The sequence below is a fragment of the Paenibacillus sp. PK3_47 genome (assembly GCF_023520895.1).
Classification (GTDB): Bacteria; Bacillota; Bacilli; order Paenibacillales; family Paenibacillaceae; genus Paenibacillus_AQ.
In genome coordinates, this window is the sequence record NZ_CP026029.1 from 3,377,655 (window position 1) to 3,402,537 (window position 24,883).

Here is a 24,883-nt window from a genome sequence, read left to right on the forward strand (position 1 = left end):
AATGTAAGTTCCTTATTCTACCGGCAGTGCATTCTCCGAAGAAGTGGCATCAGCCAGCATCTGGCGGAGCACAGTCTGCAGAATACCGCCGTTACGGTAGTAATCAATGTCGACGGTGCTGTCAAGCCGGGCAATAACCGGGAATTCGAACTGTGTACCGTCTTCGCGGGTAGCAGTGACAGTGAGCTCCTGGCCAGGCAGGACATAGTTATCGAGTCCCGTGATATTAAATACCTCGCGTCCAGTCAGTCCCAGGCTGCTCCAGCCATGGCCTTCCTGGAATTGCAGCGGCAGAACGCCCATGCCGACGAGATTGCTGCGGTGGATCCGTTCGAAGCTTTCGGCGATAACAGCCTTGACTCCGAGCAGCAGCGTGCCCTTGGCCGCCCAGTCACGCGAGCTGCCTGTACCGTACTCCTTACCGGCAATAACAACCAGGTTCTGTCCCGCCTGCTGGTACAGCATCGAAGCGTCATAGATAGACATGACCTCTTCGCTCGGCAGGAAGGTCGTTACCCCGCCTTCTGTCCCCGGAGCTACCGCGTTACGGATCCGGATGTTGGCGAATGTACCGCGCATCATGACTTCATGGTTACCGCGGCGTGAGCCGTAGGAGTTGAAGTCTGCGCGTTCCACACCGTGGCTGCGGAGATATTCCCCGGCAGGACCCGTGGTCGTAATGTTGCCTGCAGGCGAGATGTGGTCCGTAGTTACGGAATCGCCAAGCAGCGCGAGTACGCGTGCATCACTGATATCCTTGATATCACCGACACCATCAGCCAGATTCTCGAAGAACGGCGGATTCTGGATGTAAGTGGAGTTGTCATCCCACTCATACAGCTCGCCTTCCGGTACAGGAATTGAATTCCAGCGTTCATTGGCCGTAAATACATTCTCATATTTGCGGCGGAACATTTCCGGACTCAGGGAGAGGTTAATTGCGTCACGGATTTCAGCGGACGTCGGCCAGATATCCTTCAGGAATACAGGCTCCCCTTGCGGATCATATCCCAGCGGCTCCGTCTGCAGATCAATGTTAACTGTACCAGCCAGCGCATAGGCAACGACAAGCGGCGGGGAAGCCAGGTAGTTGGCTTTGACCTGGGCATGTACACGGCCCTCAAAGTTCCGGTTGCCTGAGATTACAGCAGCTACTGTCATATCATTGTCTGCGATCGCCTGGCTGACTTCATCCGGCAGCGGGCCGGAGTTACCGATACAGGTGGCGCATCCGTAACCAGCGATATAGAAGCCAAGGGATTCCAGCGGCTTCAGCAGGTCTGCCTTCTGCAGATATTCTGTAACAACCAGCGATCCTGGTGTCAGACTGCTCTTCACATAGCCCGGTTTGGTGAGGCCGCGTTCCACGGCTTTCTTGGCCAGCAGGCCGGCTCCAAGCATAACGCTCGGGTTGGAGGTGTTCGTACAGCTTGTAATAGCCGCGATTACAACCGCTCCCGTGCTGAGCTTGCTGGAAGTGCCGTTCTTATGCTGGATTTCTACAACTTCAGCAATCTTCTCATCGCTGAGGCCGTAGCCGCCCTTGTCTACAGGCGTACGGATAATGCCTTCAAAGTTTTCTTTCATATGCGTCAGTTCTACACGGTCCTGAGGACGCTTCGGTCCGGCAAGGCTCGGCACAACAGAAGCAAGATCAAGCTCGATCACATCGCTGAACTGCGGATCAGGTGTGTCCGCTGTACGGAACATTCCCTGAGCTTTGTAATAGTCGCCAACCAGCTCTACAAGCTCATCCGGACGGCCGGTGCTGCGCAGATAGGCCAGCGTTTCGTCGTCAACAGGGAAGAAGCCGATGGTTGCCCCGTATTCCGGTGCCATATTGGCTACAGTTGCACGGTCTGCCAGACTGATGTTGGCAAGGCCCGGTCCGTAGAATTCCACGAATTTTCCGACAACGCCTTTCTTGCGCAGCATCTCAGTTACGGTCAGTGCGAGGTCGGTAGCCGTTGCACCTTCAATCAGACTGCCGGTAAGCTTGAAGCCCACCACATCCGGGGTAACAAAATACAGCGGCTGGCCCAGCATTCCGGCTTCCGCTTCGATCCCGCCCACGCCCCAGCCGACAACGCCGAGACCGTTGATCATGGTGGTGTGGGAGTCGGTTCCGACGAGGGAATCCGGATACACCACGGTTTCGCCGTCCGTGGTCTTGGTTGCCGCAACAGAAGCCAGATACTCCAGGTTAACCTGGTGCACGATGCCTGTTGCAGGCGGAACTGCACGGAAGTTATTGAAGGCTGTCTGCGCCCAGCGCAGGAAGCGGTAGCGCTCTTCGTTACGTTCAAACTCAACGTTCATGTTATATTCAAGCGCATCGGCCGTACCGAACGCATCAACCATAACAGAGTGGTCGATAACCAGGTCCACCGGCACCAGCGGGTTAATCTTCTTCGGATCTCCTCCGGCTTTCTTTACAGTATCGCGCATTGCGGCAAGATCAACAACGACTGGAACGCCGGTGAAATCCTGCAGCACGATCCGGGCCGGGATAAAAGGAATTTCTTTATTACGGTCAATACCGCCTGCCCAACCGGCCAGCTGCTTGACATGGTCTTCAGTAATCGCCCGTCCGTCATACTGGCGGACAGCCGCCTCCAGCAGTACTTTGATAGAAAACGGCAGGGAGGAGATGTTGCCTACTCCTTGTTCTTCAAGAGAATTAAGATGATAGTAGCGATAGGTTTTGCCGCCTGACTCCAGGTTACGGGCCAGGGAAAAATGGTCCTTGCTTGGCATATATGCGCCTCCTTGTTTCATCTGATGAAACTCCATTTCAAATTGCTTCTATTTTAAGTATAACGGTTACATAGAGGGGAGTAAAGTTTTTTTTGCTGTATTTTCGGCCTATATTTAGCACTTATACAAGTCTTTATAATGGTTACTCCGCATGTCCTTAATCCATTCCGGCTGTATAGCTGCAAGTTTTCCTTCATATACATAGGACAGCAGCCAATCAGGGATGAAAGGGCGGGAGCCGCAATGGAGCAGGAGTGGAAAAAAAGTCTCTACGTGTATGTGGATCAATTGAACAGGGGGCGGGTTGCACCGGGATCGGAGCCGCGTCGTACGGCTGTCAGGGATCCGCATTTTCTGCTGGAGCAGGGGGAGCGTTCCCGCCGGATCGGGCAATGGTACAGCCGGAGGGGGATCACGCCGCTGCGCGGGGAGACGGGAGTGAGAACACTGCGTACGCTCAGGCAGAATCCCGGCGAGGTCATTGCAGACGTGGCCCTGCACAGCGCATTTTATTATGAAAAAGGCGGAATGACCCACCGTGAGGATCTGATTCAGTCCGAGCGTCTGACTTTTGTGCAGGAGGCGGACGGATGGGGAATTATTCATGTGGAGCGCAGTGTGCCCGAAAGAAACTCTCTGCGCAGGACCACAGAGGCGGAGCCTGCCCTCAGGCTGTCGAAATGGGGCGAGGCACTGCCTGTGCCGCAGCCTTCGCAGCCGCTGCTTAACCGCAGAATTATCCGCGGGGCGGCAGGCTCAAGAGAGGTGCGCTACCGCCGGGAGGAAGCTGCAGCCTATGCGGACCGGTGGTGGAAGGACGGGAATCCGGAGTTTGAGATTTTTGAGGTGGATTGTACAAATTATGTATCCCAATGTCTCTTTGCAGGGGGAGCACCGATCAACTATACTGGTAAAAGAGAAACGGGTTGGTGGTATAAGGGCTACAACGGGGCCCGGGAATGGTGGAGCTACAGCTGGGCTGTATCAGACAGCCTGCAGCGGTATTTAAGCGGCTACCACAGCAGCGGACTGCGTGCGGAAGCCGTGGAGCGGCCGGAGCAGCTGATGCTGGGGGACATCATTTTTTATGACTGGGACGGCAACGGGCATTACCAGCACAGCACGATTGTCACTGCTTTTGACGCCGGCGGCATGCCGCTGGTCAACGCGCGGACGGTCAGCAGCAAACACCGCTATTGGGATTACCGCGATTCCTATGCTTGGACCGACAGGACGGCCTACCGTTTTTTTCACATTAACGACTACTTATAATTCAGAAAGAGGTTACAGCATGGGGAATGCAAAATTAACCGTAGGACTGGTGTACGGCGGCAAGTCCGGAGAGCATGAGGTATCGCTGCAGACGGCTTTTGCGGTTATGAACGCTTTTGACTACGATAAATATGAGATAATTCCGTTTTATATTTCCAAACAGGGACTGTGGAAGACAGGCAGCAGACTGACGGCTCCTTACAGCGGCATTGAACAGCTTAGACTGGACGGGGCTTCCGGTGATACCGGTACTGCGCTAAGTACAATTTTCAGCGGCCTGTCCGGCGGAGAGAAAAGCATCGACGTCATGTTCCCGCTGCTGCACGGTACCTTCGGAGAGGATGGAACGATCCAGGGGCTTTTTGAAATGGCTAATATCCCGTATATCGGTGCCGGAGTGCTGGCTTCATCGGCAGGCATGGATAAGGTGATCATGAAGAAGCTGTTCGGAGCAGCCGGACTGGAGCAGTGCAAATATTGCTACTTCAGTGCAGGCGCCTGGAAACGCAAAAGCCATGAGCTGATTTTTGGTGTGGAAGACAGACTGGGATATCCCGTGTTCGTCAAGCCGGCCAATCTGGGCTCCAGTGTAGGCATTTCCAAAGCCAGCGACAAAGAAGGTCTTATCAGGGCTGTAGAGCTTGCCTTCCGTTTTGATACCAAGGTGATTATTGAAGAATTCGTGGATGCCCGTGAAGTGGAGGTTGCGGTGCTTGGAAATGAGGAGCCTGAAGCCTCCGTTCCGGGTGAAATTGTCTCTTCCGGTGAATATTATGACTATGCTGCAAAATACACGGACGGCAAATCGCAGATGATGATCCCGGCCGCGGTAGATCCCGAGGTGGCAGACCGCCTGCGCGAAGCAGCCATTACCGCTTTCCGGGCGATTGAGGGCAGCGGGATTACCCGGGCAGACTTTTTCCTGCGGAAATCCGACGGCAAAATTCTGATTAATGAAGTGAACACGATGCCCGGCTTCACGCCTTACAGCATGTATCCGCTGCTGTGGCGCGAGACAGGCGTATCTTATCAGGTGCTGCTGGACCGTATGATCGAACTGGCGCTGGAGCGTTATGCGTTCAAGCAGGGCCTTAAGTACGACAACGAATAAAATCAGGTTAGCGGCGGGAGCATTCCGGCCGGAAAGGAGAAGATTATCGTATGGGATTTCAAACTGAATTCAATTCCGTCTGCAAGTTCAAGAATGAGCAGGAGCTGTACGAACTGCTGGAGTACGGGCGCACCAAAATGGTGAAGCAGGGCTTCCGCGTATATCCGACCGGCCAGAAGGTGATTGCCTATAATCCGGAGAACGTGGCAGTAGCAATCGTCAAGATCTCTGCTTCTATTGCGGAAATTAATTTTCAGGGCCATGAGGTTACAGCGGTGGAGATGGATCTGGTCCGCAAGCTGAATGAGGAAGAGTCCCGGGTACAGACGGCGCTTGCCTACGAGATGTTCTTCGGGGAACAGGGATGATTGTCCGCTTCGGGTATGTTGCCATGTCCACCGTCATCAAAGACTGCTCGCCATCCAAGACCATGACGATGGCGAGCTTCACCAAGCTGAATGACCGCGAAGCCGGACTTCGGAAGCTGGAATCCATAGCGAAGATGAATCTGCATAATACGCTGCGCCTGCTGAAGCATAACGTCGGATCGGATATTGAAGTTTACCGTATGACCTCGAAGCTGGTCCCGCTCGGAACGCATCCTGACCTGCAGGACTGGGATCCTTTCGCGGCACTGGCCGGGGAGTTTGCCGAGGTAGGGGATTATGTGAAGAAGCATGGGCTGCGTGTGTCCTTTCATCCCGATCATTTTACAGTGCTGAGCACACCCCGTCCCGAGGTGCTGGCAAGCTCGGTCCGCGACTTGCAGCATCATACGGACATGCTGATGGCCATGGGGCTGCCGGCCACCGCCAAGAACAATATCCATATCGGCGGAGCCTATGGGGACAAGCCCGTCGCGGCAGCCCGGTTCAAGGAGCACTTCGCCGCACTGCCCGCAGAGCTTCAGGAGCGGATTACGCTGGAGAACGATGACAAGACGTTCAACGCACTGGAGACGCTGGAGGTCAGCCGCAGTCTGGGTCTGCCCATGGTTCTGGACATTCACCATCAGTGGGTGAACAATGAAGGCGAGCTGCCCTGGGAGATCTGGCCTGAGATTCAGCAGACCTGGAAAAGTCCGCTGGCTCTGAAGGATGTACAAGCAGGGGAGCATCTGCCTCCTAAGATTCATGTGTCCAGCCCGCGCAGCCCATCCGATCCGCGCAGCCATGCTGATGGTGTGGAGCCGGCGCCTTTGCTAGCTTTTCTGAAGCGGATCGCTGCTGACACTCCCGCTGTGGATGTCATGATTGAAGCGAAGCTGAAGGACGGGGCGCTGTTTGACCTGATGGCAGCGCTGAAGGAGCTGGCGGAGGCCGGCAACGGCATTACGATCCTGGACGGAGCCAGCATTAATGTAGAGCCGTAAGGCTGCAGGACAGGCTTGAGTTTTTGGCTTGATATGTCTTTGGAAATAGGGTACGTTGAATGAAACTTATGTCGCAAAGAGGCAGTAACTGTAAAGAACAAGGCAGTGTTTCATGGAAGAGAGCGATCATGTTCAAGAAAGCGGAGTGAAGAGATGAATCCTTTAAATCCAGAAAACCGGAACGCGCGTGAACCCTATGTGGTTACGAGCAAGGGCCATACTGCGGCTGCCATCAACGCCGCTGCCAAGGCGGGGGAATGGATCAAGAGCAGACAAGGCCAAGTGAAGGAGCTCGGCAGCAAGACATCGGCACAGGATCTGGTGACGGAAGTGGACAAAGGTGTGGAGCAGATGATCCGCCGGCTGATTCTCACCCATTACCCTGACCATGCGATCCTTGGTGAAGAAGGTGTCCAGCCCGGTGCAGATGCGGTTACTGCTGCACTGGAAGAAGGGCGCGGACACGAATATTTGTGGATCGTCGACCCGATAGACGGCACCACGAATTACGTGCACGGTTTTCCGTTCTACTGTGTATCTATAGCTTTGGCTGTTAAAGGGGAACTGACAGTAGGAGTGATATATGATCCTATGCGTGACGAGATGTTCGTTGCCGAGAAAGGCAAAGGGGCATATATGCACGGTATTCCTACATCGGTATCTGCTGAAAGTGATCCGCAGAGCAGCCTGATTGCCATGGGCTTTCCGCCGGACCGTGTATTCGCCCAGCCGGCGAATATGGCCGGTCTTCAGCACATTTTGCCGCAGATCCGCGGTATCCGGGCCGGAGGCTCGGCAGCGCTGCATCTGGCCTATGTTGCTGCAGGCCGTGTGGACGGCTACTGGGAAGTCGGCCTGAGTCCTTGGGATTGTGCAGCCGGCGTGCTGCTTGTATTGGAATCAGGCGGCAAGGTAACGGATACGCAGGGCAATCCTTATGATATCGGCACCCGCCATATCGTGGCGAGCAACGGCAAAATTCACGATTTCCTGGTGTCATCGCTGAAAGAAGCGGAAGCTACCGGGATATAAGCAGTTAGGAGTTAGGAGGAGCAGAGCATGAGCGGCAATGATGACCTGGAGCGCAAGCTGAGCGAGCTTCTGGAGGATGGAGAACTCCATCAGGAGGACCGGAAGGACAAGGAACTCCGCCAGATCTCGCCCAAATACGAAATCCGGATTCAGACGACTCTTGATCCTATTGTGGAAGAAACCTTGCGTTACCGCAAAATAGCCAGCGAGCTGGATGACCGTTATGACAAGTACCTTGAACGGGCAGGGAAGCTCTCCGCCCCGCATAATAAAGAGCATAAAGCCGGAACAGACAGCAGCCAGGAGTAGCCTGGCGTCAAAGGCACAGGGAGCGGTTTCCCGGATTTCGGGAAGCCGCTCTTTTGTGCAATACAGCGTGATGGTAGAATGGAATTATATTAAATTTGGGGGGATACAATGCTAAGCACATGGAAGAAGATCGTGGCTATAGGAACAAGCGGTATGCTGCTGTTCAGTATATTTGCCGGTGCAGGCGCAGAATCAGTCAAGGCTGCGGCAGTAACACAAGGAACAGAGCCTGACGTCTTCCGGATCGTAGCGCTGGGGGATTCGATCACCGCCGGATACGAGCCGGGGATCACAGATCCGGCTGCGAAGCCTTACGGGTATGCGGAAAGACTGCTGGAGCAGGGCTGGTATCACGGAAGAAGCGCGCTTACCAACTATGGCATTCTCGGATTAACCACAGCGGGTCTGCTTAATTACACCGGAGCAATCAAAGACGGGACGTCTATCACTCCGGACGCGATCCAACCGGCGCTGCCTGATCCGCGGATCGGCCAGTTTGCCGCGATGACTGCGGCAATTAACGCTGAACTTACGGAAGCGGATCTTATCGCCATTACGATCGGCGGGAACGATGTCAGCAGCCTGTTCCTGAATGCCAAGGAGATGACCGATACCGATTTCCAGACACAGCTTGAACAGCGTCTGTCAGCTTACAATACAAATGTGAAGGCAGCACTTGAGAATATCCGTGCCGTCAATCCGCAGGCAACGATTATACTGGCTGATCAATACCAGCCGGCACCCAAAATTGCCCTTGGTGCAGCTTACACCAAGCTGATGAGTGCTGCGGGGAGGTTCACAGAGGCTGCTGACAGTGTCGCGGCAAGTGTGAATACGGCGGCTGCACCTGTCCGGGTAGCGCATGTCGCGGAACGTTTTGCCGGTGTTGAGGGTTCCCTGACCCATATCATCGGGGCCGGAAAGGCGGACTTCCATCCGACCCAGCTGGGGTATGAGAAGATTGCCCAGGTATTTGCGGAACTGCAGTGGGGAGAGTACCGTACACCGTCTGTAGCCGCAATGACTTCAGCTGCAGCGCCGATGTCCATTGTGGTGAAGGGCGTGGAGCTGAATACGCCGAACAAGCCGATTTTGAAGAACGGACAGAACTTTTTGGCGCTGCGGGATATTCTGAATGCCGTGGGTGCGAGCGGAAAGTGGGATAACAAAACCTCCAGCGCAACCATTGAGTACGGAGGCCGGACCGTTGTAATTACCATAGGCTCCAAAACCATTAAGGTTAACGGAGCAAATGTAGCCATTGATACACCTGCGTTCCTGCAAAGGGTCGGAAAAGAAGATAAAACCTATCTGCCGCTGGCCGCACTGGCTACGGGTCTTGGCTTTGATGTGAATTACAGCAGCAAACTGCGGACTGCTTTCATTAATCCATAGATCTGCATAATATAAGTGAAATCATTGTTGAAATATGTATGGCAAAGGTGGATGAATCTGTTGTCTAGTGCAAAATATAAGGCCGGTTATATTATCAGGATGGATGATATTATCAGGGAAGGCGATCCCATCCTGCGCAAAGTAACCGAGCCGGTAAAGCTGCCGCTCCAGCAGGAAGACCGTGAGGCGCTTCAGTGCATGATGCAGTTTCTGAAGAACAGCCAGGATCCTGCAATGTCTGCCAAATACAAGCTTCGCTCCGGCATTGGTCTGTCAGCCAACCAGATCGGGCTGCCGCAGCGGATGTTCGTAATGTATCTGAAGGATGAGAAGGGCAGGGTTGTTGAGCATGCCTGGGTGAATCCCAAAATCATCAGCCACTCCGTATCAATGATTTACCTGCCGGAGAGCGAGGGCTGCCTGTCTGTGGACCGTCCGGTACAAGGGTTTGTCCCAAGGTATGAGTCGGTTAAGGTAAGAGGTTATGATATTAACGGCAAGGAAGCGGTTATGAAATTCAAAGGCTACCAGTCGATCCTGATCCAGCACGAGATGGACCATCTGGACGGGATTATGTTCTACGACCGGATCAACCAGGACAATCCGTTCAAGCTGCCGCAGGACGTGGAAATCCGCAGTCTGCATGATCTGAAGAACAAATAGGGGAATGTTGTGGAAGAAGGCCGTTGTCCCGGGGGATGACGGTCTTTTTGTGGGATATACCCAAATGGTAAGTGGCATTTCTCCCACTAATTCCAGAGAAACTGCCGATATTGCAGCACTAGTGGGAAAAAGTCCATCTAAATACATCGGATTCGCCTCCAAAAGCATGTATCCGTCAAAATAACGGGAGGTTTTCCAACTAGTCATCATAAAAGATAGTAAAGTGCAGGAATAGATGGAGAAAGTCCAACTACACTTTGAAGGATGGAGCGGTTCTCTGAGTTTCCTGATATAAAATAAGCTGCTGCGGACTTTCCGCAGCAGCTTATTGTCGTTCCAGTTGGCCTGCAAATGATCACAGCAGAGCTTTTACTTCTCAGCTGCCATAGCTTGGAAAGAGGCCTCTGCCGCTTCCAGTGTGGCATCAATATCAGCATCTGTATGCGCAGTAGTCAGGAACCATGCTTCATATTTGGAAGGCGCCAGGTTGATGCCGCGGTTCAGCATATGCCGGAAAAAGCTGGCGAACAGCTCGCCGTCGGTATCCTGTGCTTCGTCATAATTTGTAATCGGGTGCGAACAAAAATGGGTGGAGAACGCACCGCGGATCCGGTTAATCGTTAACGGAATGCCATGACGGTCTGCAGACTCCTGCAGCCCTTCGGTCAGGCGGATGGCCAGCCGCTCCATTTCGTCGTATACGCCTTCGCCGCGCAGAACTTCCAGGCAGGCAATGCCTGCAGAGATCGAAGCAGGGTTGCCTGCCATTGTGCCGGCCTGATAAGCGGGACCGAGCGGTGCCACCTGCTCCATGACATGCTTGCGTCCGCCATATGCACCGATCGGCAGGCCGCCGCCGATGATTTTACCGAGCGCGGTCAGGTCAGGCATGATCGCTTCGTGATTATCAAGCCCGGCATAGGTCTGTGCAGAGCCGTAGTGGAAACGGAATGCGGTGATAACTTCGTCATAGATAACAAGGGAGCCGTTATCGTGGGCCAGCTTGCACAGGCCTTCCAGGAATCCCGGCTGCGGCATGACCATGCCGAAGTTGCCGACAATCGGCTCCACCATAACTGCGGCCACATCCCCGCCCCATTTCTCCAGCGCTTCACGCAATCCGCTGAGATCGTTGAAGGGGACAGTAATCACTTCCTGTGCGATGCTTCCGGGAACACCGGCGCTGTCCGGAATGCCGAGCGTGGAAGGGCCGGAGCCTGCTGCGACCAGCACGAGGTCGGAGTGGCCATGATAGCAGCCGGCGAACTTGATGATCTTGCTGCGTTTGGTATAAGCGCGGGCTACCCGGATCGTTGTCATGACGGCTTCTGTGCCGGAGTTGACGAACCGGACCTTGTCCATCGACGGAATGGCCTCCTTGAGCATCTTGGCCAGCTTGATTTCGAGCTGTGTAGGTGTACCATACAGAATGCCGTTCTGTGCCGCTTCTGTAATGGCTGCAGTAATCTGCGGATGGGCATGTCCGGTGATGATAGGACCGTAGGCTGCAAGATAATCTATGTACTCATTGCCGTCCTCATCCCAGAAGCGGGAGCCTCCGGCGCGCTTCATGAATACCGGCGCTCCGCCGCCGACGGCTTTGAAGGAACGGGAAGGGCTGTTGACGCCGCCGACAATATGCTGCAGGGCTTCCTCATATAATTTCTCAGATGTGCTGCGGTTCATTCATAATCATCCTTTCGCCGGCCGCATGGGAAAGGGCGAACAGGCGGCTCTCCCCCGCTGTTCGCCCGTCCTTGGGCCAAGCCTGATATTTAGTGCACTGATGTTATACAATAACCCTCGTGAATCTCCGCTGCTTATTCAGTCCCGCTGGCAGGTGACGGGCTGCTCTCAGGGCTGGCCTCAGGTGAAGGCGTCGGCTCAGGGGCAGTCAAGGTCTCCTGGACGAACTCCTTCAATGCCTCCTCACTGCGGTAGCCAATAACGGCTGAACCGCCGCGGGTTGTTTCTTCGGTGAGCAGGCTCATCGGCGGGATCTGTTCACTGCCGCCCATGGAGCTGTCATAACCAACGGTAGCCAGCTTCCACATATCATCGACCGTCAGATTGGTATCGATATAAGGAGTGACCTGGGAAAGAATGCTCGGCAGCTTGATAATCGAGGTGGTGCTGATCACCTTATCCGCCACAGCCTTCAGGAATCCCCGCTGGCGTTCTGTTCTGGTGAAATCGGAGGTGGCATCATGACGGAAGCGCACATACTGCAGCGCCATATTGCCGTCGAGATGCTGGTATCCTTTTTTGAGGTCAATGTCATATTCCGGTCCGTCGGCTTTTGTCTTATAGACCATATCCTTCTCGACTTCATAATCCACACCGCCCACGGCATCCACCAGCTTGATGAAGCCCTGGAAATCCGTATAGACATAATATTGAATCGGGATGCCGAGCAGGTCGCTTACTGTCTGCATCGCCGTATTGGGACCGTGAGTAATCGCCGTATTAATGCGTTCTTTGCCGTACTCGGGAATGTCCACATAAGTATCGCGAAGAATGGAGAAAACGTAGAACTTCTTCTTCACGGGATCAAGGGACGCAACAAGCATCGTATCCGAACGGGGAACCTCCCCTTCCTTCACTCCGCGGGCATCCACACCCATAAGCAGTATATTTACCGGCTCCGTGCCTTCCCATTCAGGCGGCTCTACGGCTTCCGCCGAAGGAGACGGGATTGCTGCGAACGGGGAATCTTCACCGGTCTTGTGGAGGTTGTCCAGCTGGTTGTAGATAGAGGTGAAGTAATACACAAGCCCGCCGATAATTAGGAGGAGTACAATAGCAAGCGTCCAGAGCAGCGGTTTCTTTTTGGATGGTCCGGCTTTTGCATGCCGTTTCTTTCTTGGAGGCATTTCGTTCTTCCTTTCGCATTCACATTCTCTACATTATAATTTCTTTTAGGAATACAAGCAATTTCGGAATATTCCGCCAAAAACTTTAGCATATGCCGACATTAATTTTAGGAGTGATTTACAAGTGAGTGAGATTACCGTTGGACAACCCGTACCGGATTTCAGCCTTCCGTCATCAACAGGCGGAGAGGTCAGCTTAAGCCAGTATCGCGGCAAAAAGGTCCTGCTTTATTTTTATCCGAAAAATATGACACCCGCCTGTACGCAGGAAGCCTGCGAGTTCCGTGATGCCGATGATCTGATTGCTGCCAAGGGCGCCGTAGTGCTGGGCATCAGCCCAGACAGCCTGGCTTCACACGCCAAATTTACCGAGAAAAACAGTCTGCCGTTCCCTCTGTTATCCGACGGGGATCACCGTGTAAGTGAAATGTTCGGGGTATGGCAGCTCAAAAAACTCTACGGTAAGGAATTTATGGGCATCGTCCGTTCCACGTTTCTTATAGATGAAGAAGGTGTCCTTACGGCGCAGTGGCGGAAAGTCCGGGTCAAAAACCATGTTGAAGCCGTTCTGGAAGAACTGGCGAAATAACCTGGTATGGTATTAATGAATTGCAGATGTCTGTTACATATTTAACAGCTTTCATAATGCGCTCTCATGATATAGTTGCCACATATTACTTCAAATTTGGAGCAAGGCATGGTGATGGCATGAAGATGCTGCAGATTGGTCTTGACGTCGGCTCAACTACCGCCAAACTGGTTGTAATGGAGCGCGGTACAATTCTTTATCAGGATTACGTAAGACACTATAGCGATATTAAAAAAGCTGCCCTGTCCCTTCTGTCAGATGTACAAGACAGATTCCCGGACAGGGGAGCTTCTTTGGCTGTAAGCGGTTCCTCGGGGCTGTCCTTGTCAAAGCTGGGCGGAGTGCCCTTTGTACAAGAAGTTATCGCCTGTACGAGAGCAATCAGCGAGCTGATTCCGCAGTGCGATACCGCCATTGAGCTGGGCGGGGAAGATGCCAAAATTATATATCTGAGCGGCGGCATCGAGCAGCGGATGAACACCGCCTGTGCGGGGGGGACCGGAGCGTTCATAGACCAGATGGCTGCGCTGCTGCAGACGGATCCCGCCGGCCTGAACGGGCTTGCCATGAAGCATGAGCGGATCTACCCGATCGCTTCACGCTGTGGTGTGTTCGCCAAAAGCGATGTGCAGCCGCTGCTGAATGAAGGCGCCAGGCGGGAAGATGTGGCGGCTTCAATCTTCCAGAGCATCGTCAACCAGACGATCAGCGGCCTGGCCTGCGGCCGTCCGATCCGCGGACGGGTGGCTTTTCTGGGCGGACCGCTGACTTTTCTGCCTGCTCTGCGTGAACGGTTTGCAGAGACGCTGGGCCTGGCGGAAGGGGAGACGCTGTTCCCGGAACGCTCGCAGTACTTTGTGGCGATCGGCTCGGCCCTGTCGCAGAGCAGCCCGCAGACGCTGCCGCTCAGCGACTGGATCGCACGGATTAAAGCCGTTGATTTTAAAGCGGACCGCGCCGAAGATGCTGAACTGCCTCCGCTGTTCCAGACACAGGAGGAACTCATACAGTTCAGGCAGCGCCACGCAAAGGCGGTTGTTGCCCGCGCCGGACTGGAAGCTTACCGCGGACCTTGTTATCTGGGCATTGATGCCGGATCAACAACCACCAAGCTGGTGATTACCGGCAGCGCGGATGAAATCCTCTATACCTTTTACGGGAGTAACAAAGGCAATCCGCTGCAGTCTGTCACTGACGCATTGAAGGAAATTTACCGGATGCTGCCGCAGGGCTGTTATATCGCCGGCTCCTGTGCAACCGGTTATGGTGAAGGGCTGGTCAAGGCCGGACTGCGTACGGACGGCGGTGAAGTGGAGACGGTAGCGCATTATAAGGCAGCGTCCAAGTTTATGCCAGAGGTGGATTTTATTCTGGACATCGGCGGCCAGGATATGAAGTGCATCAAGATCCGCGGAGGCGCAATCGACAGCCTGATGCTGAACGAAGCCTGCTCTGCGGGCTGCGGGTCCTTTCTGGAGAGCTTCGCATCTGCGCTGGAGCTCGGTATTGAGGAGTTCGCTGCATCTGCGCTGGAATCCGAGAAGCCGGTTAACCTGGGTTCACGCTGCACAGTATTTATGAACTCCAAGGTGAAGCAGGTACAAAAGGAAGGGGCCGCGCTGTCCGACCTCTCGGCAGGATTGGCTTATTCGGTCATCAAAAATGCCCTGCAGAAGGTGATCAAGATCCGCAATCCCGAGGAACTGGGCCGCAATATCATTGTGCAGGGAGGCACCTTTTACAATGAGGCCGTGCTGCGCGCCTTTGAGCTTCTGACAGGCAGAACGGTGGTAAGGCCTGACATTGCCGGAGTTATGGGCGCTTACGGCTGCGCGCTGATTGCCAGGGAGCAGGCCGGAGCCGGCAGCTTCAGCACATTGCTGGGGCCGGAAGAACTTGATACGTTTGAATACAAGGTGTCCCCGGGCCGCTGCAGCCTCTGCGCCAACAATTGTGCGCTGACCATCAGCCGTTTCCCTGATAAAAGCTTCCACGTGACCGGCAACCGGTGCGAACGCGGGGCAGGCGGCAAAAAAGAGAAAAATAAGCTGCCGAATCTCATGCAGTATAAATATGAACGCTTCTTCGATTATGAAGGCCTGCCGGAAGAACGGGCGGACCGGGGAACGGTTGGTATCCCGCGGACCATGAACATGTTCGAGAACTATCCGTTTTGGCATACTTTTTTTACTGAGCTGCGCTTCCGGACTGTATTATCCCCGAAGTCGGGCAAGAAGCTGTACGAAAGCGGGATGGACACCATCCCTTCGGAATCGATCTGTTATCCTGCGAAGATGGCGCACGGGCATGTGCAGAGCCTGATCGGCAAAAAAGTCGATTTTATTTTCTATCCGGCAGTTGTGTATGAGAAGAAGGAGGATGATGCGGCACAGAACCATTTCAACTGCCCTGTGGTCGCCTCTTACCCGGAGGTTATCCGCAATAATATGGACGGCCTTAAGGAAGACGGGGTCCCGCTGGTCAGCCCGTTCCTGACCTTCGACGACATTCCGGCGCTGACCAGGGGCCTGCAGAGAAGCTTCCCCGGCCTTCCAAAGGAAGAGATAGCTGCGGCTGTCCAGGCAGGCTTCGCCGAAGCGGACCGCGCCAAAAATGATGTGCGTACCAAGGGCGCGGAAACACTGGAATATCTGACCGCAACCGGAACAAAGGGGATTCTGCTCTGCGGTCATCCGTATCATGCTGATCCTGAGATCAACCACGGCATTGCCGATATGATTACAGGTATGGGACTCGCCGTGTTGACCGAGGACTCGGTCTGCCATCTGGACCGGAGCGAAGGCGGTGTAGCGGTGGTCAATCAATGGACCTACCATGCCCGGATGTACCGTGCCGCCCGCCTCGCAGCCGGAAGAACAGATCTGGAGCTGGTGCAGCTGACCTCCTTCGGCTGCGGCATCGATGCCATCACCTGCGATGCGGTGCAGGAAATTATGGAGCGTCACAACAAGGTGTATACGCTGATTAAGATCGATGAGATCAGCAATCTCGGAGCCGCGCGTATCCGGCTGCGCTCTCTGCAGGCGGCCATGCGTGAGCGGGAGAAAAGCGATGTGCAGCCGCGGCAGCTCTATCAGACGCAGTCCGGGGTTCCTTTTACCAAGGAAATGAAAGAGAACTACACGATTCTGGCGCCGCAGATGTCCCCGGTCCACTTCGAACTGTTCGAACGTGTCTTCCGCGATGCCGGCTACAGATTGAAGGTGCTGGAGACAACCGGCCCGCAGGAAACCGAAGAAGGCCTCAGATTCGTCAACAACGATGCCTGCTATCCGGCGATTGTAACGATCGGGCAGATTCTGTCTGCGCTTAAGAGCGGTGATTACGATCCGGACCGGACCGCTGTCATTATGTCACAGACAGGCGGGGGCTGCCGGGCGACGAATTATATTTCGCTGCTCCGCAAGGCGCTTAAGGATTCCGGGCTGGGGCAAATCCCGGTCATTTCACTGAATGCTTCAGGCATGGAGAATCAGCCGGGCTTCCGCATCAGCCTCAAGCTGGCTAACCGGCTCGTTGCCGCCGCCTGTTATGGCGATCTGATGATGCGCCTCCTGTACCGGTTCAGGCCGTATGAGATCATTCCGGGCAGTGCGGAAGCGGCATTCCGCAAAGGGATGGAGCGCTGCAAAAGCAGCCTGACGACCTTCTCGTTCCGGGAATATAAACGGCTGATCCGTGAGATTGTGGCGGAGTTCTGCCGTCTCCCGGTGAACCGGGCCGCGAAGCCGAAAGTGGGCATTGTCGGAGAGATCCTGATTAAATTCCATCCGGACGCGAACAACCGGATCATTGAAAGGATTGAAGCTGAAGGCGGCGAGGCGGTCATGCCGGACTTCCTTGATTTTATCTTTTACTGTATATACAATCCGATCTACAAAGCGGAACAGTTCGGCAAGAGCAAAAAGCTGGGGTATATTAATCCTATGCTGATCTCTTACCTGGAAATCTACCGCAAGCCGGTGAAGGCAGCGCTGGAGGAAGCGGGGCTGGCCAAGAGCCGTGAAAATATATATGGTCTGGCCGAAAAGGCCAGCCGCCTGGTATCCGTGGGCAACCAGATGGGCGAAGGCTGGTTCCTGACTGCAGAAATGATGGATTTGCTCGACAACGGGGTGGATAACATTGTGTGCATCCAGCCGTTTGCCTGTCTGCCCAATCATATTACCGGACGCGGAATGATCAAGGGACTCAAGGAACTGTATCCGGGCGCCAACATCGCAGCTATCGATTATGATGCGGGAGTAAGTGTAGTAAACCAGGCGAACCGGATCAAGCTGATGATGTCCATTGCGTCCGGCCTTGCAGCCGGAGGGAAGGGATCACCGGCTGAAGCCGGCAGCTTAGCGAAGCCTGTAATGATGGGCAGCCTCGGGAACGGGATGTAGATGCGGGTAATTCCATATATTAAGCTGTAGCCCTCTGCTAAAGGGAGCTGCAGCTTTTTTTGTCTGTATATATGAATATGAAATTGCCGGCGGGATTTTCAGAAAATTTCAGTGATTCATTGACGATAAAATACGTAAATAGTAAAATAATTCGCGTGCGAAATATTTTAAATTTTAATGAAAGGGGTAATGATGTTGGAGGATAAAGAGCAGCAGATTGACGATATAATGACCTCTTTCCGGCGCATCAACCATACCTTTCATCAGCTGATGGCAAGGGATGCTGAACATTTGGAGATTACACCTACGCAATTAATGGTGCTGCGCAAGCTATCCATGCATCCCGATATCGGTATTACCGAGCTTGCGGAGCTGCTGCATCTGGGGAACAGCGCGGCAAGCGGGGTGGTGGACCGGATGGTAAAGGCCGGACTGATTACCAGACAACGCTCGGAGAGCGATAAACGTATCTTTAATCTGGCGATGACTGACAAAGGCAGGGAAATCAGGGAACGAAGCAGGCAGGCGCTCAAGGAGCGGCTTCAGCCGCTGAAGATGATGCCTGCGGAGGATGCTGCAGAGCTGCTGAGACTGCATGGGGAAATCATGAAAATTATGGAACAAGGGAGGGATCTGAAGAAGCTATGAGTACAATAACAGCTAATACGGGTGCAGAGACCCGGCCGGTTCGCAGGGGGCCAATTATCGCCGCTTTATTGATCGGCGCATTCGTGGCGCTGTTGAATCAGACCCTGATGAATGTGGCTCTGCCTAAAATGATGGAGGATCTGGATATTCTCGCCAACACGGCGCAATGGCTGACTACCGGCTTTATGCTGGTCAACGGTGTGCTGATTCCGGTCAGCGCTTTTCTGGTAGAGAAATTTACGACGCGTCAGCTGTTCACCACCGCCATGGTGCTGTTTTCGATAGGCACTCTTGTCTGTGCCGTCGGCGCCGGCTTTGAAATGATTATGGTCGGCCGTGTAATTCAGGCGGTTGGCGCCGGAATCCTGATGCCGCTGATGAATATTGTGTTCCTGCGCATCTTCCCGATTGAAGAGCGCGGTAAAGCTATGGGTCTTATGGCGGTAGCGATGATTTTTGCCCCTGCGGTCGGTCCTACCCTGTCCGGCTGGGTGGTGCAGAACTATTCCTGGCGGGTGCTGTTCTTTATAGTGCTGCCGCTGGCCGTCTTCGCTACACTGCTCGGAATGAAGACGATGCAGAATGTCGGGCAGGTCACTTCACCGAAGCTGGACAAGCCCGGAGTTATCCTTTCAACACTTGGTTTTGGCGGGCTTCTGTACGGCTTCAGTGATGCCGGAACGGATGGCTGGGACAGCCTGGTTGTCATTCTATGCCTTGCCTTGGGTGCGGCAGCTTTGGTTCTCTTCGTATGGCGGGAGCTGACTACAGCGAATCCGCTGCTTGAATTCAGAATTTTCCGTTACAACATGTATTCGCTCACGACTGTGATTAACATTATCGTAACTATGGCAATGTACGCCGGCATGATTCTGCTGCCGATCTATCTGCAGACGATCCGCGGCTTTACTCCGATGGAATCAGGACTGATGCTGCTCCCGGGTGCGATTCTCATGGGGATCATGTCGCCGATTACCGGCATTATTTTTGATAAAATCGGGGCAAGATGGCTGTCGGTTATCGGGCTTCTGATCACGGCCATTACAACCTGGGAATTCAGCCGGATCACGGACTCCACTACGTACACACACCTGATTCTTACGTACACCGCGCGGATGTTCGGGATGTCCATGCTGATGATGCCGATAGTAACGGCCGGTCTGAACCAGCTGCCGCAGCGCCTGAGCTCGCATGGTACAGCGATGTCGAACACACTGCGTACAGTAGGCGGCGCACTTGGCATGGCGCTGTTCGTCAGTCTGATGACCAACCGGACCAAAGCGGATATTACAGCTGCTGTAGCCAGCGGTGCGGTTTCACAGACAGATCAGGCGGCTATGGCCCAGCTTACAAAGGATGCGACCATCAGCGGAATTACACATGCATTCTTTGTTGCTACCTGGGTAACCGTTGCGGCTCTGGTGCTGGCGCTGTTTATCCAAAAAACATCGCCGCAGCCGGACTTTCTGAAAACAGATGCCGCCGGGCCGGAGCAGCCGCAGCCTGTTAAGCCACACAAGGCGTAAACTCTGACTACACTTACAAAAGGACTATCTGCCTTCCTTGGGGAAGCCGGATAGTCCTTTTTGCTGTGGACGGAATTGTATTTATTCAGCCGCAGCTGAAGTCCTCCGGCGTTTCAGAGCCGGCAGGCTGCCAGAAGCGGCTAACAATAAAATTAGCCTTAAAGATATTTTGCCGCGATTTGGGCGGCAATTTCCCCCATCCGGCGGCGGATATGCTCCGGCTCCAGCACCTCAACCGCATTGCCGAAGCCGAGCAGAAAACCGTAGAGCCAGCTGTCTTCAGGATAATGCACATTAACGGTATAACCGCCAAGGCCGTCGGGCTGCAGTTCTGCGGTATCAAAGCGGTCCTCGGCCAGGTGTTTGCCCTCGGCGGAAAAATGCAGGACGGCCGGCGGGTTGTTTGAGGGGAGAGACCAGCGGTCAGTCCAGGGCAAATCTTTGACAGGCAGGTCTTGTCTGACATAGCTCCGCTCCTCCTGCACCAGATCTTTCATCCGCAGCAGCTTGAACAAGCGGAAGTCCGCCCGCTCCGTACAGAAGCCGTATAAATACCAGGCCTGGCCTTTGAGGACCAGCGTATAAGGCTCAACGGAGCGCCGGCTAACCCGGCCTTCTGCATCTACATATTCGAAGGAAACAGCAGTGCATTCCATAAGCGCTGTCTTGAGCAGAGATATACGCTCCTCCAGCGGCCCCATAAGTCCCCAAGGGGAGAGGTCAACAACCAGCTGGGTGGTTTTGCTGCGGAAAGCTGCCGTCTGGGAGGGCGGGATGACACTGCTGATCTTTTCCATAAGCATAGTGTGTTCGCTCCCGCCGTAGGAAGAAATACTCTGCAGTGCGGTGAAGATATCAGCAAGCTCCCGTTCTGTCAGGAGATTCCGATCGAGGCGGTAGCCCTCCATAAGGCCGATCCCTCCATTGGCGCCCTGGTAGGTCACTACGGGAATGCCGGCGCCATTGATGCTCTCAATATCCCGGTAGATCGTCCGGACGGATACCTCGAACATATCAGCCAGCTCCTTGGCCTGGACCAGCGGCCGGTTGATCAGCAGGATGACAATGGAGAGCAGACGGTCTATTTTCACGTGTAATTCCTTCTTTCCCGGTTCTCCGGAGGATTTCAGCGAGTAAAGATTTATATTATTTTAGCAAATGAACAGAAATAAAGCATTGCTATATGTACTTAATTTTATTAATATCTAATTAGATAGTTATAAAAATAGAATGCGGGGAATGAACAATGAGTACGAATGCAGTCCGTTTGACGGATAGGCTGCCGAAGGGGTATCCCCGGCTGTTCGCAGCCGGATTAATTAATGGAATAGGGGACAGATTCAGCAGTGTGGCCATGCTGGCGCTTGTGCTGCAGATCACCGGGTCCGGAATGGCAGTCGGTATATCGCTCGGCGTCCGGGTGCTTCCTTTTCTGTTCATGGCACCTCTGGGAGGTCTGCTGGCAGGAAGACTGCCGCGCAGAAGCATAATGATTGCTGTGGATCTCATACGTGTGCCCGTGGCTGTGTCTTTTCTCTGGATCGACGGGGAGAGCATGCTGTGGCTGCTGTATGCCGGCAGTTTTATACCGGCTGCGGGAGAGGCGGTGTATAGTCCTGTACGCAAATCCTCCATTCCGCTGCTGGCTGATTCCGGCTCTTTGCACAGAATCAACAGTCTGGAGCAGCTGATGAACGGGTGTGTTCTGATCCTTGGGGCTTTTATCGGCGGTATCGTATCGCTGTGGCTGGGCCCGGAGGCAGCCTTTATGGTGAATGCAGCCTCCTTCCTGATTGCCGCCCTGCTGCTGTGGGGAATGGCAATACCGCAGACGGCGGTAAGTGCTGCCGGCAGGATAACGCAGGAGAAGGCTGCAAATGAACCCGCTATACGGACGGGGCACCGGAAAGGGCAGCTGCAGACGCTGAAATATGCTGCCGGAGGGAGCCTGATTCTGCAGATCATCATCGGCTATGAGCTGATCGTGCCGGTTCTTAACGGCTGGGACAACGTGCTGATCAGCGTATATGCCGTTCAGGTGTTTCATGCCGGTGATTTCGGGGTCGGGGCCTTTTATGCTGCGCTTGGAATTGGGCTTAGCCTCAGCTTTTTCGCCGGGCGCCTGCTGAAGAAGCGGTTGCTCACGGCTGCGCTTGCCGGACTGATGACCGAAGGGATTCTGCTGATGGTTCTCAGCGGCAGCAGCAGCTTTGCAGCGGCATGCCTGCTCTACGTTCTATTGTCCGTATCCGGAGGCATAAGCAGTGCCTGCCTGGATACGCTGGTGATGAGGGAAGCGCCGCCGGCTCTGCAGCCGCTGATCTTCGGGTTTCTCTCGGCGGCAGGCGGCCTGCTGCTTGGCGTATCCATGCTGAGCGCCGGCTGGCTCCTTGAATATATAGACCCGAGAACCCTCGGCTTTGCGGGAGGTGCGGGGTTTGCCGGCGTATCCCTGCTGCTTGGAAGCTACTATCTGCTGCGCAGAAGCGCAGTCCGCCGTACACCGGAGAAGCTGCCGCATCATTGATATGCAGCTGCAGACACGAAAAAAGGCATGAATGCCTTACGGGAAGTAACCCGGTCCAGCATTCATGCCTTCTTTTGTAAAGTACTGATCAGCGGCCTTTGGAGGGCTCTTTGATCTTGGCCCGCTGCTTCACCGCGGATTTGCGCATCAGGCGCGAGGCGATGCTGCGGCGGTACCGGTAAATCATGAATATTGCCGCTATCGCCAAAATACCGGATACAATCCATAGGGCGTACAGCTCGAACAGGTGGAAGATGCCCATCCACTGCGGGCCGAACACCTTTCCGATCCCGAGGAACATCAAAACCCAGAGCAGCGCACCGCCATAGGCGTACATTGCAAATTTACGGAACGGCAGGGCGATAATGCCTGCAAAATAGCCGGTAAAGTGGCGCACGCCGGGAATAAAGTACCCGATGGAGATCAGAAAGCTGCCGTAACGCTCGAACCAGTGCTGGGTCTTCTCCAGCTTGGCCGGCGAGAACAGAAACCACTTGCCGTAGCGCTGGATAAAGGGCATGCCTGCTTTTAACCCGATGAAATAAGTAATGGTCATCCCGGCAGTTGTGCCTGTAAAGGCCATCACGACCAGAGTCAGAAAATCTAGCCTACCGGTATAAGAGAGGAAACCGGCAAAAGCCATGGTTGTCTCCCCCGGGAAAGGCAGGGCGATGAACTCCAGCAGCAGTCCGAAGAACAGTACACTATATCCGTAAGAGGCGAATAACTCCTGAATCCATCTCAACATTTCCATAATGAAGCTCACTCCCCAAGGGTGCTTGTCTGATTCTATTTTCCCGGAAAATTATTCTCTTAAAATGCCCCGGAAGAGCGGCATGAATGTCTATTTTGAGCCTTGTCCTCATACAATCTACCAGAAGGCCATGGAAGTTCAATAGAATGCTGGAGGTAGAGAAAATGAAGGGCAGCAAAAGTGCCGGAATCCGCCGGATAATCATCCGCGGTTTGCTTGCTATGGTAATTATGATATTGGCATTGACCCCGTGGGAGACCAGAGCATCATCGGATACATGGAAGATGAGCCCTCCTGTCCAGACGGGAAGTATGTATCCGGCACTCTATAAGAATAATCTTCCGGCCGGCATCACGCAAGATTCTTCGGTACAGGCCGGTAATAGAGGCAGATCTGCCGCTGCGGATGCCTCAGATATAAATTCAGCTGCCGGTGTGCTTATTGCGGCCGCGGGTACTAAGCCCGCTGAAGCCCCGGACAAGAAACGGAAGACTGTCTATTTGACCTTTGACGACGGGCCGAGTGCCGTAACGCCAAAGGTGCTGGAGATTCTGCGGCAGCGGGGGGTCAAGGGGACCTTTTTCGTGCTCGGCGAACAGGCCGAAAGCCGTCCGGAGCTGATTAATGCCATATGGGAGCAGGGGCATGCCATCGGCAATCATACTTATAATCATAATTACCAGAATTTATATAGTAAATTCACGGAGTTCTGGAGCCAAATCAAACGTACAGAGGAAATTGTCAGGGAAATCACCGGAGAGCGTCCGCAGCTGGTGCGTGCTCCGGGCGGAACCTACGGGCATTTTGATGAGACTTATTTTGATTTATTACAAAAGGCGGGCTATGCCGTGGTGGACTGGAACGTGGACAGCGGAGATTCCAGACGGAAAGGGGTTCCGGCAGCAGAGATTCTGCAGGCATCCGTGGAGGATACAAGCTCCTCACAGGTGGTACTGCTGCTGCATGACGGAGCGGGGCATGAAGAAAGCGCCAAAGCGCTGCCGGAAATTATCGGACGTTTTAAGGCGGCGGGGTATGCCTTTGACGTGCTGCAGCCGGACCAGAAGCCGGTACAGTTCAGAGTATCCGCCGCGGCGGCCGGAAAGAACCGTACGAAGCCTTCAGCCAGCTGGATCTCGTCCAACATTACGCCGAATGCCGCATTATTCGGGAGCGGAAAGCCACTGTATGTGGAGGTGGGCAGACAGGAAGTGAAGCTTGCCCCCGGGGAATACAGGGTTATGAATGGACAATACCTTGTCCCTCTGCGTGCAGTTATAGAACGGCTGGGGGGACAGGTAGGCTGGGATGCGGCCAGCCGGAGCAGCCGCATCGTCTGGAACGGGCTGATCATAACGGCAGATGCAGACAGGAAGCAGTTAACGCTAAGCCAGCCGGCCGGTGGAGAGAAGACTGCGCAATCAGGGGTTCAGCTGCTCGGCTCCTCCCTGTGGATACCGCTGCGGGAGCTGCTCGAAGCCACCGGACATGCTCCGGTTGAAGCAAAGGTTACAGCCCTGGAACGCAGAGTCATAACATCTTGAACCGTTTTTTTGGAAGCTGCGGGTAAACGAAGGAAAAACTTCAGGTGTTTGGGCACCCTTTTTCATGGGAAGAATAGACAATAATAGGCTCCATAAAGCTTT

At 54.2% G+C, this 24,883-nt stretch carries 19 protein-coding genes; 14 read left to right on the plus strand and 5 right to left on the minus strand.

The window, feature by feature from the left end; genetic code table 11:
• Nucleotides 1–12: 12 nt before the first annotated feature.
• Nucleotides 13–2,757, minus strand: coding sequence for an aconitate hydratase AcnA (gene acnA / locus C2I18_RS15125; protein ID WP_249901956.1), 2,745 nt, complete (start codon nucleotides 2,755–2,757; stop codon nucleotides 13–15).
• A 243-nt stretch (nucleotides 2,758–3,000) separates the two neighbouring features.
• Here acnA and C2I18_RS15130 point away from each other — a divergent pair, with 243 nt between their 5' ends.
• The 8 genes from C2I18_RS15130 to def all read left to right on the plus strand — a co-directional run bounded on the left by C2I18_RS15130 (nucleotide 3,001) and on the right by def (nucleotide 9,911).
• Nucleotides 3,001–4,029 carry an amidase domain-containing protein gene (locus tag C2I18_RS15130; protein WP_249901957.1) on the plus strand — a complete coding sequence of 343 codons (1,029 nt, stop codon included), beginning with the start codon at nucleotides 3,001–3,003 and terminating at the stop codon, nucleotides 4,027–4,029.
• 19 nt (nucleotides 4,030–4,048) lie between these two features.
• Complete coding sequence (locus C2I18_RS15135; protein ID WP_249901958.1) at nucleotides 4,049–5,140, plus strand: D-alanine--D-alanine ligase; 1,092 nt, start codon at nucleotides 4,049–4,051, stop codon at nucleotides 5,138–5,140.
• Nucleotides 5,141–5,190: 50 nt separating this feature from the next.
• Entirely contained in the window at nucleotides 5,191–5,508 is a 318-nt protein-coding gene (locus C2I18_RS15140) for a hypothetical protein (RefSeq protein WP_249901959.1), read from the plus strand.
• Nucleotides 5,505–6,512, plus strand: a complete 1,008-nt coding sequence (uvsE, locus tag C2I18_RS15145) for a UV DNA damage repair endonuclease UvsE (RefSeq protein ID WP_249901960.1) — start codon at nucleotides 5,505–5,507, stop codon at nucleotides 6,510–6,512. Before C2I18_RS15140 ends, uvsE begins: the two co-directional genes overlap by 4 nt.
• Before the next feature lie 153 nt (nucleotides 6,513–6,665).
• Nucleotides 6,666–7,544 carry an inositol monophosphatase family protein gene (locus tag C2I18_RS15150; RefSeq protein WP_249901961.1) on the plus strand — a complete coding sequence of 293 codons (879 nt, stop codon included), beginning with the start codon at nucleotides 6,666–6,668 and terminating at the stop codon, nucleotides 7,542–7,544.
• Nucleotides 7,545–7,571: 27 nt separating this feature from the next.
• Nucleotides 7,572–7,853 (plus strand): hypothetical protein, encoded by a 282-nt coding sequence (locus tag C2I18_RS15155; protein WP_249901962.1) that lies wholly within the window; start codon nucleotides 7,572–7,574, stop codon nucleotides 7,851–7,853.
• Between the two features lie 108 nt (nucleotides 7,854–7,961).
• Entirely contained in the window at nucleotides 7,962–9,248 is a 1,287-nt protein-coding gene (locus C2I18_RS15160) for an SGNH/GDSL hydrolase family protein (RefSeq protein ID WP_249901963.1), read from the plus strand.
• A 51-nt stretch (nucleotides 9,249–9,299) separates the two neighbouring features.
• Nucleotides 9,300–9,911: a peptide deformylase gene (gene def, locus C2I18_RS15165; protein WP_249901964.1), complete on the plus strand. Its 612-nt coding sequence runs from the start codon at nucleotides 9,300–9,302 to the stop codon at nucleotides 9,909–9,911.
• Between the two features lie 369 nt (nucleotides 9,912–10,280).
• Here the strand turns inward: def and C2I18_RS15170 are convergent, their stop codons facing one another.
• Together C2I18_RS15170 and C2I18_RS15175 are read right to left on the minus strand one after the other, a co-directional pair.
• On the minus strand, nucleotides 10,281–11,597 hold the full coding sequence (locus tag C2I18_RS15170; RefSeq protein WP_249901965.1) for a glutamate-1-semialdehyde 2,1-aminomutase: 1,317 nt from the start codon (nucleotides 11,595–11,597) through the stop codon (nucleotides 10,281–10,283).
• Nucleotides 11,598–11,731: 134 nt separating this feature from the next.
• On the minus strand, nucleotides 11,732–12,784 hold the full coding sequence (locus C2I18_RS15175; RefSeq protein ID WP_249901966.1) for an LCP family protein: 1,053 nt from the start codon (nucleotides 12,782–12,784) through the stop codon (nucleotides 11,732–11,734).
• Between the two features lie 124 nt (nucleotides 12,785–12,908).
• Here C2I18_RS15175 and bcp point away from each other — a divergent pair, with 124 nt between their 5' ends.
• The 4 genes from bcp (at nucleotide 12,909) to C2I18_RS15195 (ending at nucleotide 19,956) form a co-directional block, all read left to right on the plus strand.
• Nucleotides 12,909–13,373, plus strand: a complete 465-nt coding sequence (bcp, locus tag C2I18_RS15180) for a thioredoxin-dependent thiol peroxidase (protein WP_249901967.1) — start codon at nucleotides 12,909–12,911, stop codon at nucleotides 13,371–13,373.
• Between the two features lie 119 nt (nucleotides 13,374–13,492).
• The gene (locus C2I18_RS15185; RefSeq protein ID WP_249901968.1) at nucleotides 13,493–17,782 is read left to right on the plus strand and encodes a 2-hydroxyacyl-CoA dehydratase; all 4,290 of its coding nucleotides are present in this window, start codon (nucleotides 13,493–13,495) and stop codon (nucleotides 17,780–17,782) included.
• A 189-nt stretch (nucleotides 17,783–17,971) separates the two neighbouring features.
• On the plus strand, nucleotides 17,972–18,430 hold the full coding sequence (locus tag C2I18_RS15190) for a MarR family winged helix-turn-helix transcriptional regulator (RefSeq protein ID WP_249901969.1): 459 nt from the start codon (nucleotides 17,972–17,974) through the stop codon (nucleotides 18,428–18,430).
• Nucleotides 18,427–19,956: a DHA2 family efflux MFS transporter permease subunit gene (locus tag C2I18_RS15195; protein ID WP_249901970.1), complete on the plus strand. Its 1,530-nt coding sequence runs from the start codon at nucleotides 18,427–18,429 to the stop codon at nucleotides 19,954–19,956. Before C2I18_RS15190 ends, C2I18_RS15195 begins: the two co-directional genes overlap by 4 nt.
• A 158-nt stretch (nucleotides 19,957–20,114) precedes the next feature.
• On the opposite strand, the gene C2I18_RS15200 is transcribed toward C2I18_RS15195, so the two are convergent.
• The gene (locus C2I18_RS15200) at nucleotides 20,115–21,047 is read right to left on the minus strand and encodes a helix-turn-helix transcriptional regulator (protein WP_249901971.1); all 933 of its coding nucleotides are present in this window, start codon (nucleotides 21,045–21,047) and stop codon (nucleotides 20,115–20,117) included.
• Nucleotides 21,048–21,202: 155 nt separating this feature from the next.
• Here C2I18_RS15200 and C2I18_RS15205 point away from each other — a divergent pair, with 155 nt between their 5' ends.
• Complete coding sequence (locus C2I18_RS15205) at nucleotides 21,203–22,483, plus strand: MFS transporter (RefSeq protein ID WP_249901972.1); 1,281 nt, start codon at nucleotides 21,203–21,205, stop codon at nucleotides 22,481–22,483.
• An 88-nt stretch (nucleotides 22,484–22,571) separates the two neighbouring features.
• On the opposite strand, the gene C2I18_RS15210 is transcribed toward C2I18_RS15205, so the two are convergent.
• Nucleotides 22,572–23,237, minus strand: a complete 666-nt coding sequence (locus C2I18_RS15210) for a DedA family protein (RefSeq protein WP_249901973.1) — start codon at nucleotides 23,235–23,237, stop codon at nucleotides 22,572–22,574.
• Nucleotides 23,238–23,401: 164 nt separating this feature from the next.
• On the opposite strand from C2I18_RS15210, the gene C2I18_RS15215 reads away from it, so the two are divergent.
• On the plus strand, nucleotides 23,402–24,781 hold the full coding sequence (locus C2I18_RS15215) for a polysaccharide deacetylase family protein (RefSeq protein ID WP_249901974.1): 1,380 nt from the start codon (nucleotides 23,402–23,404) through the stop codon (nucleotides 24,779–24,781).
• The last annotated feature ends 102 nt before the right edge of the window (nucleotides 24,782–24,883 follow it).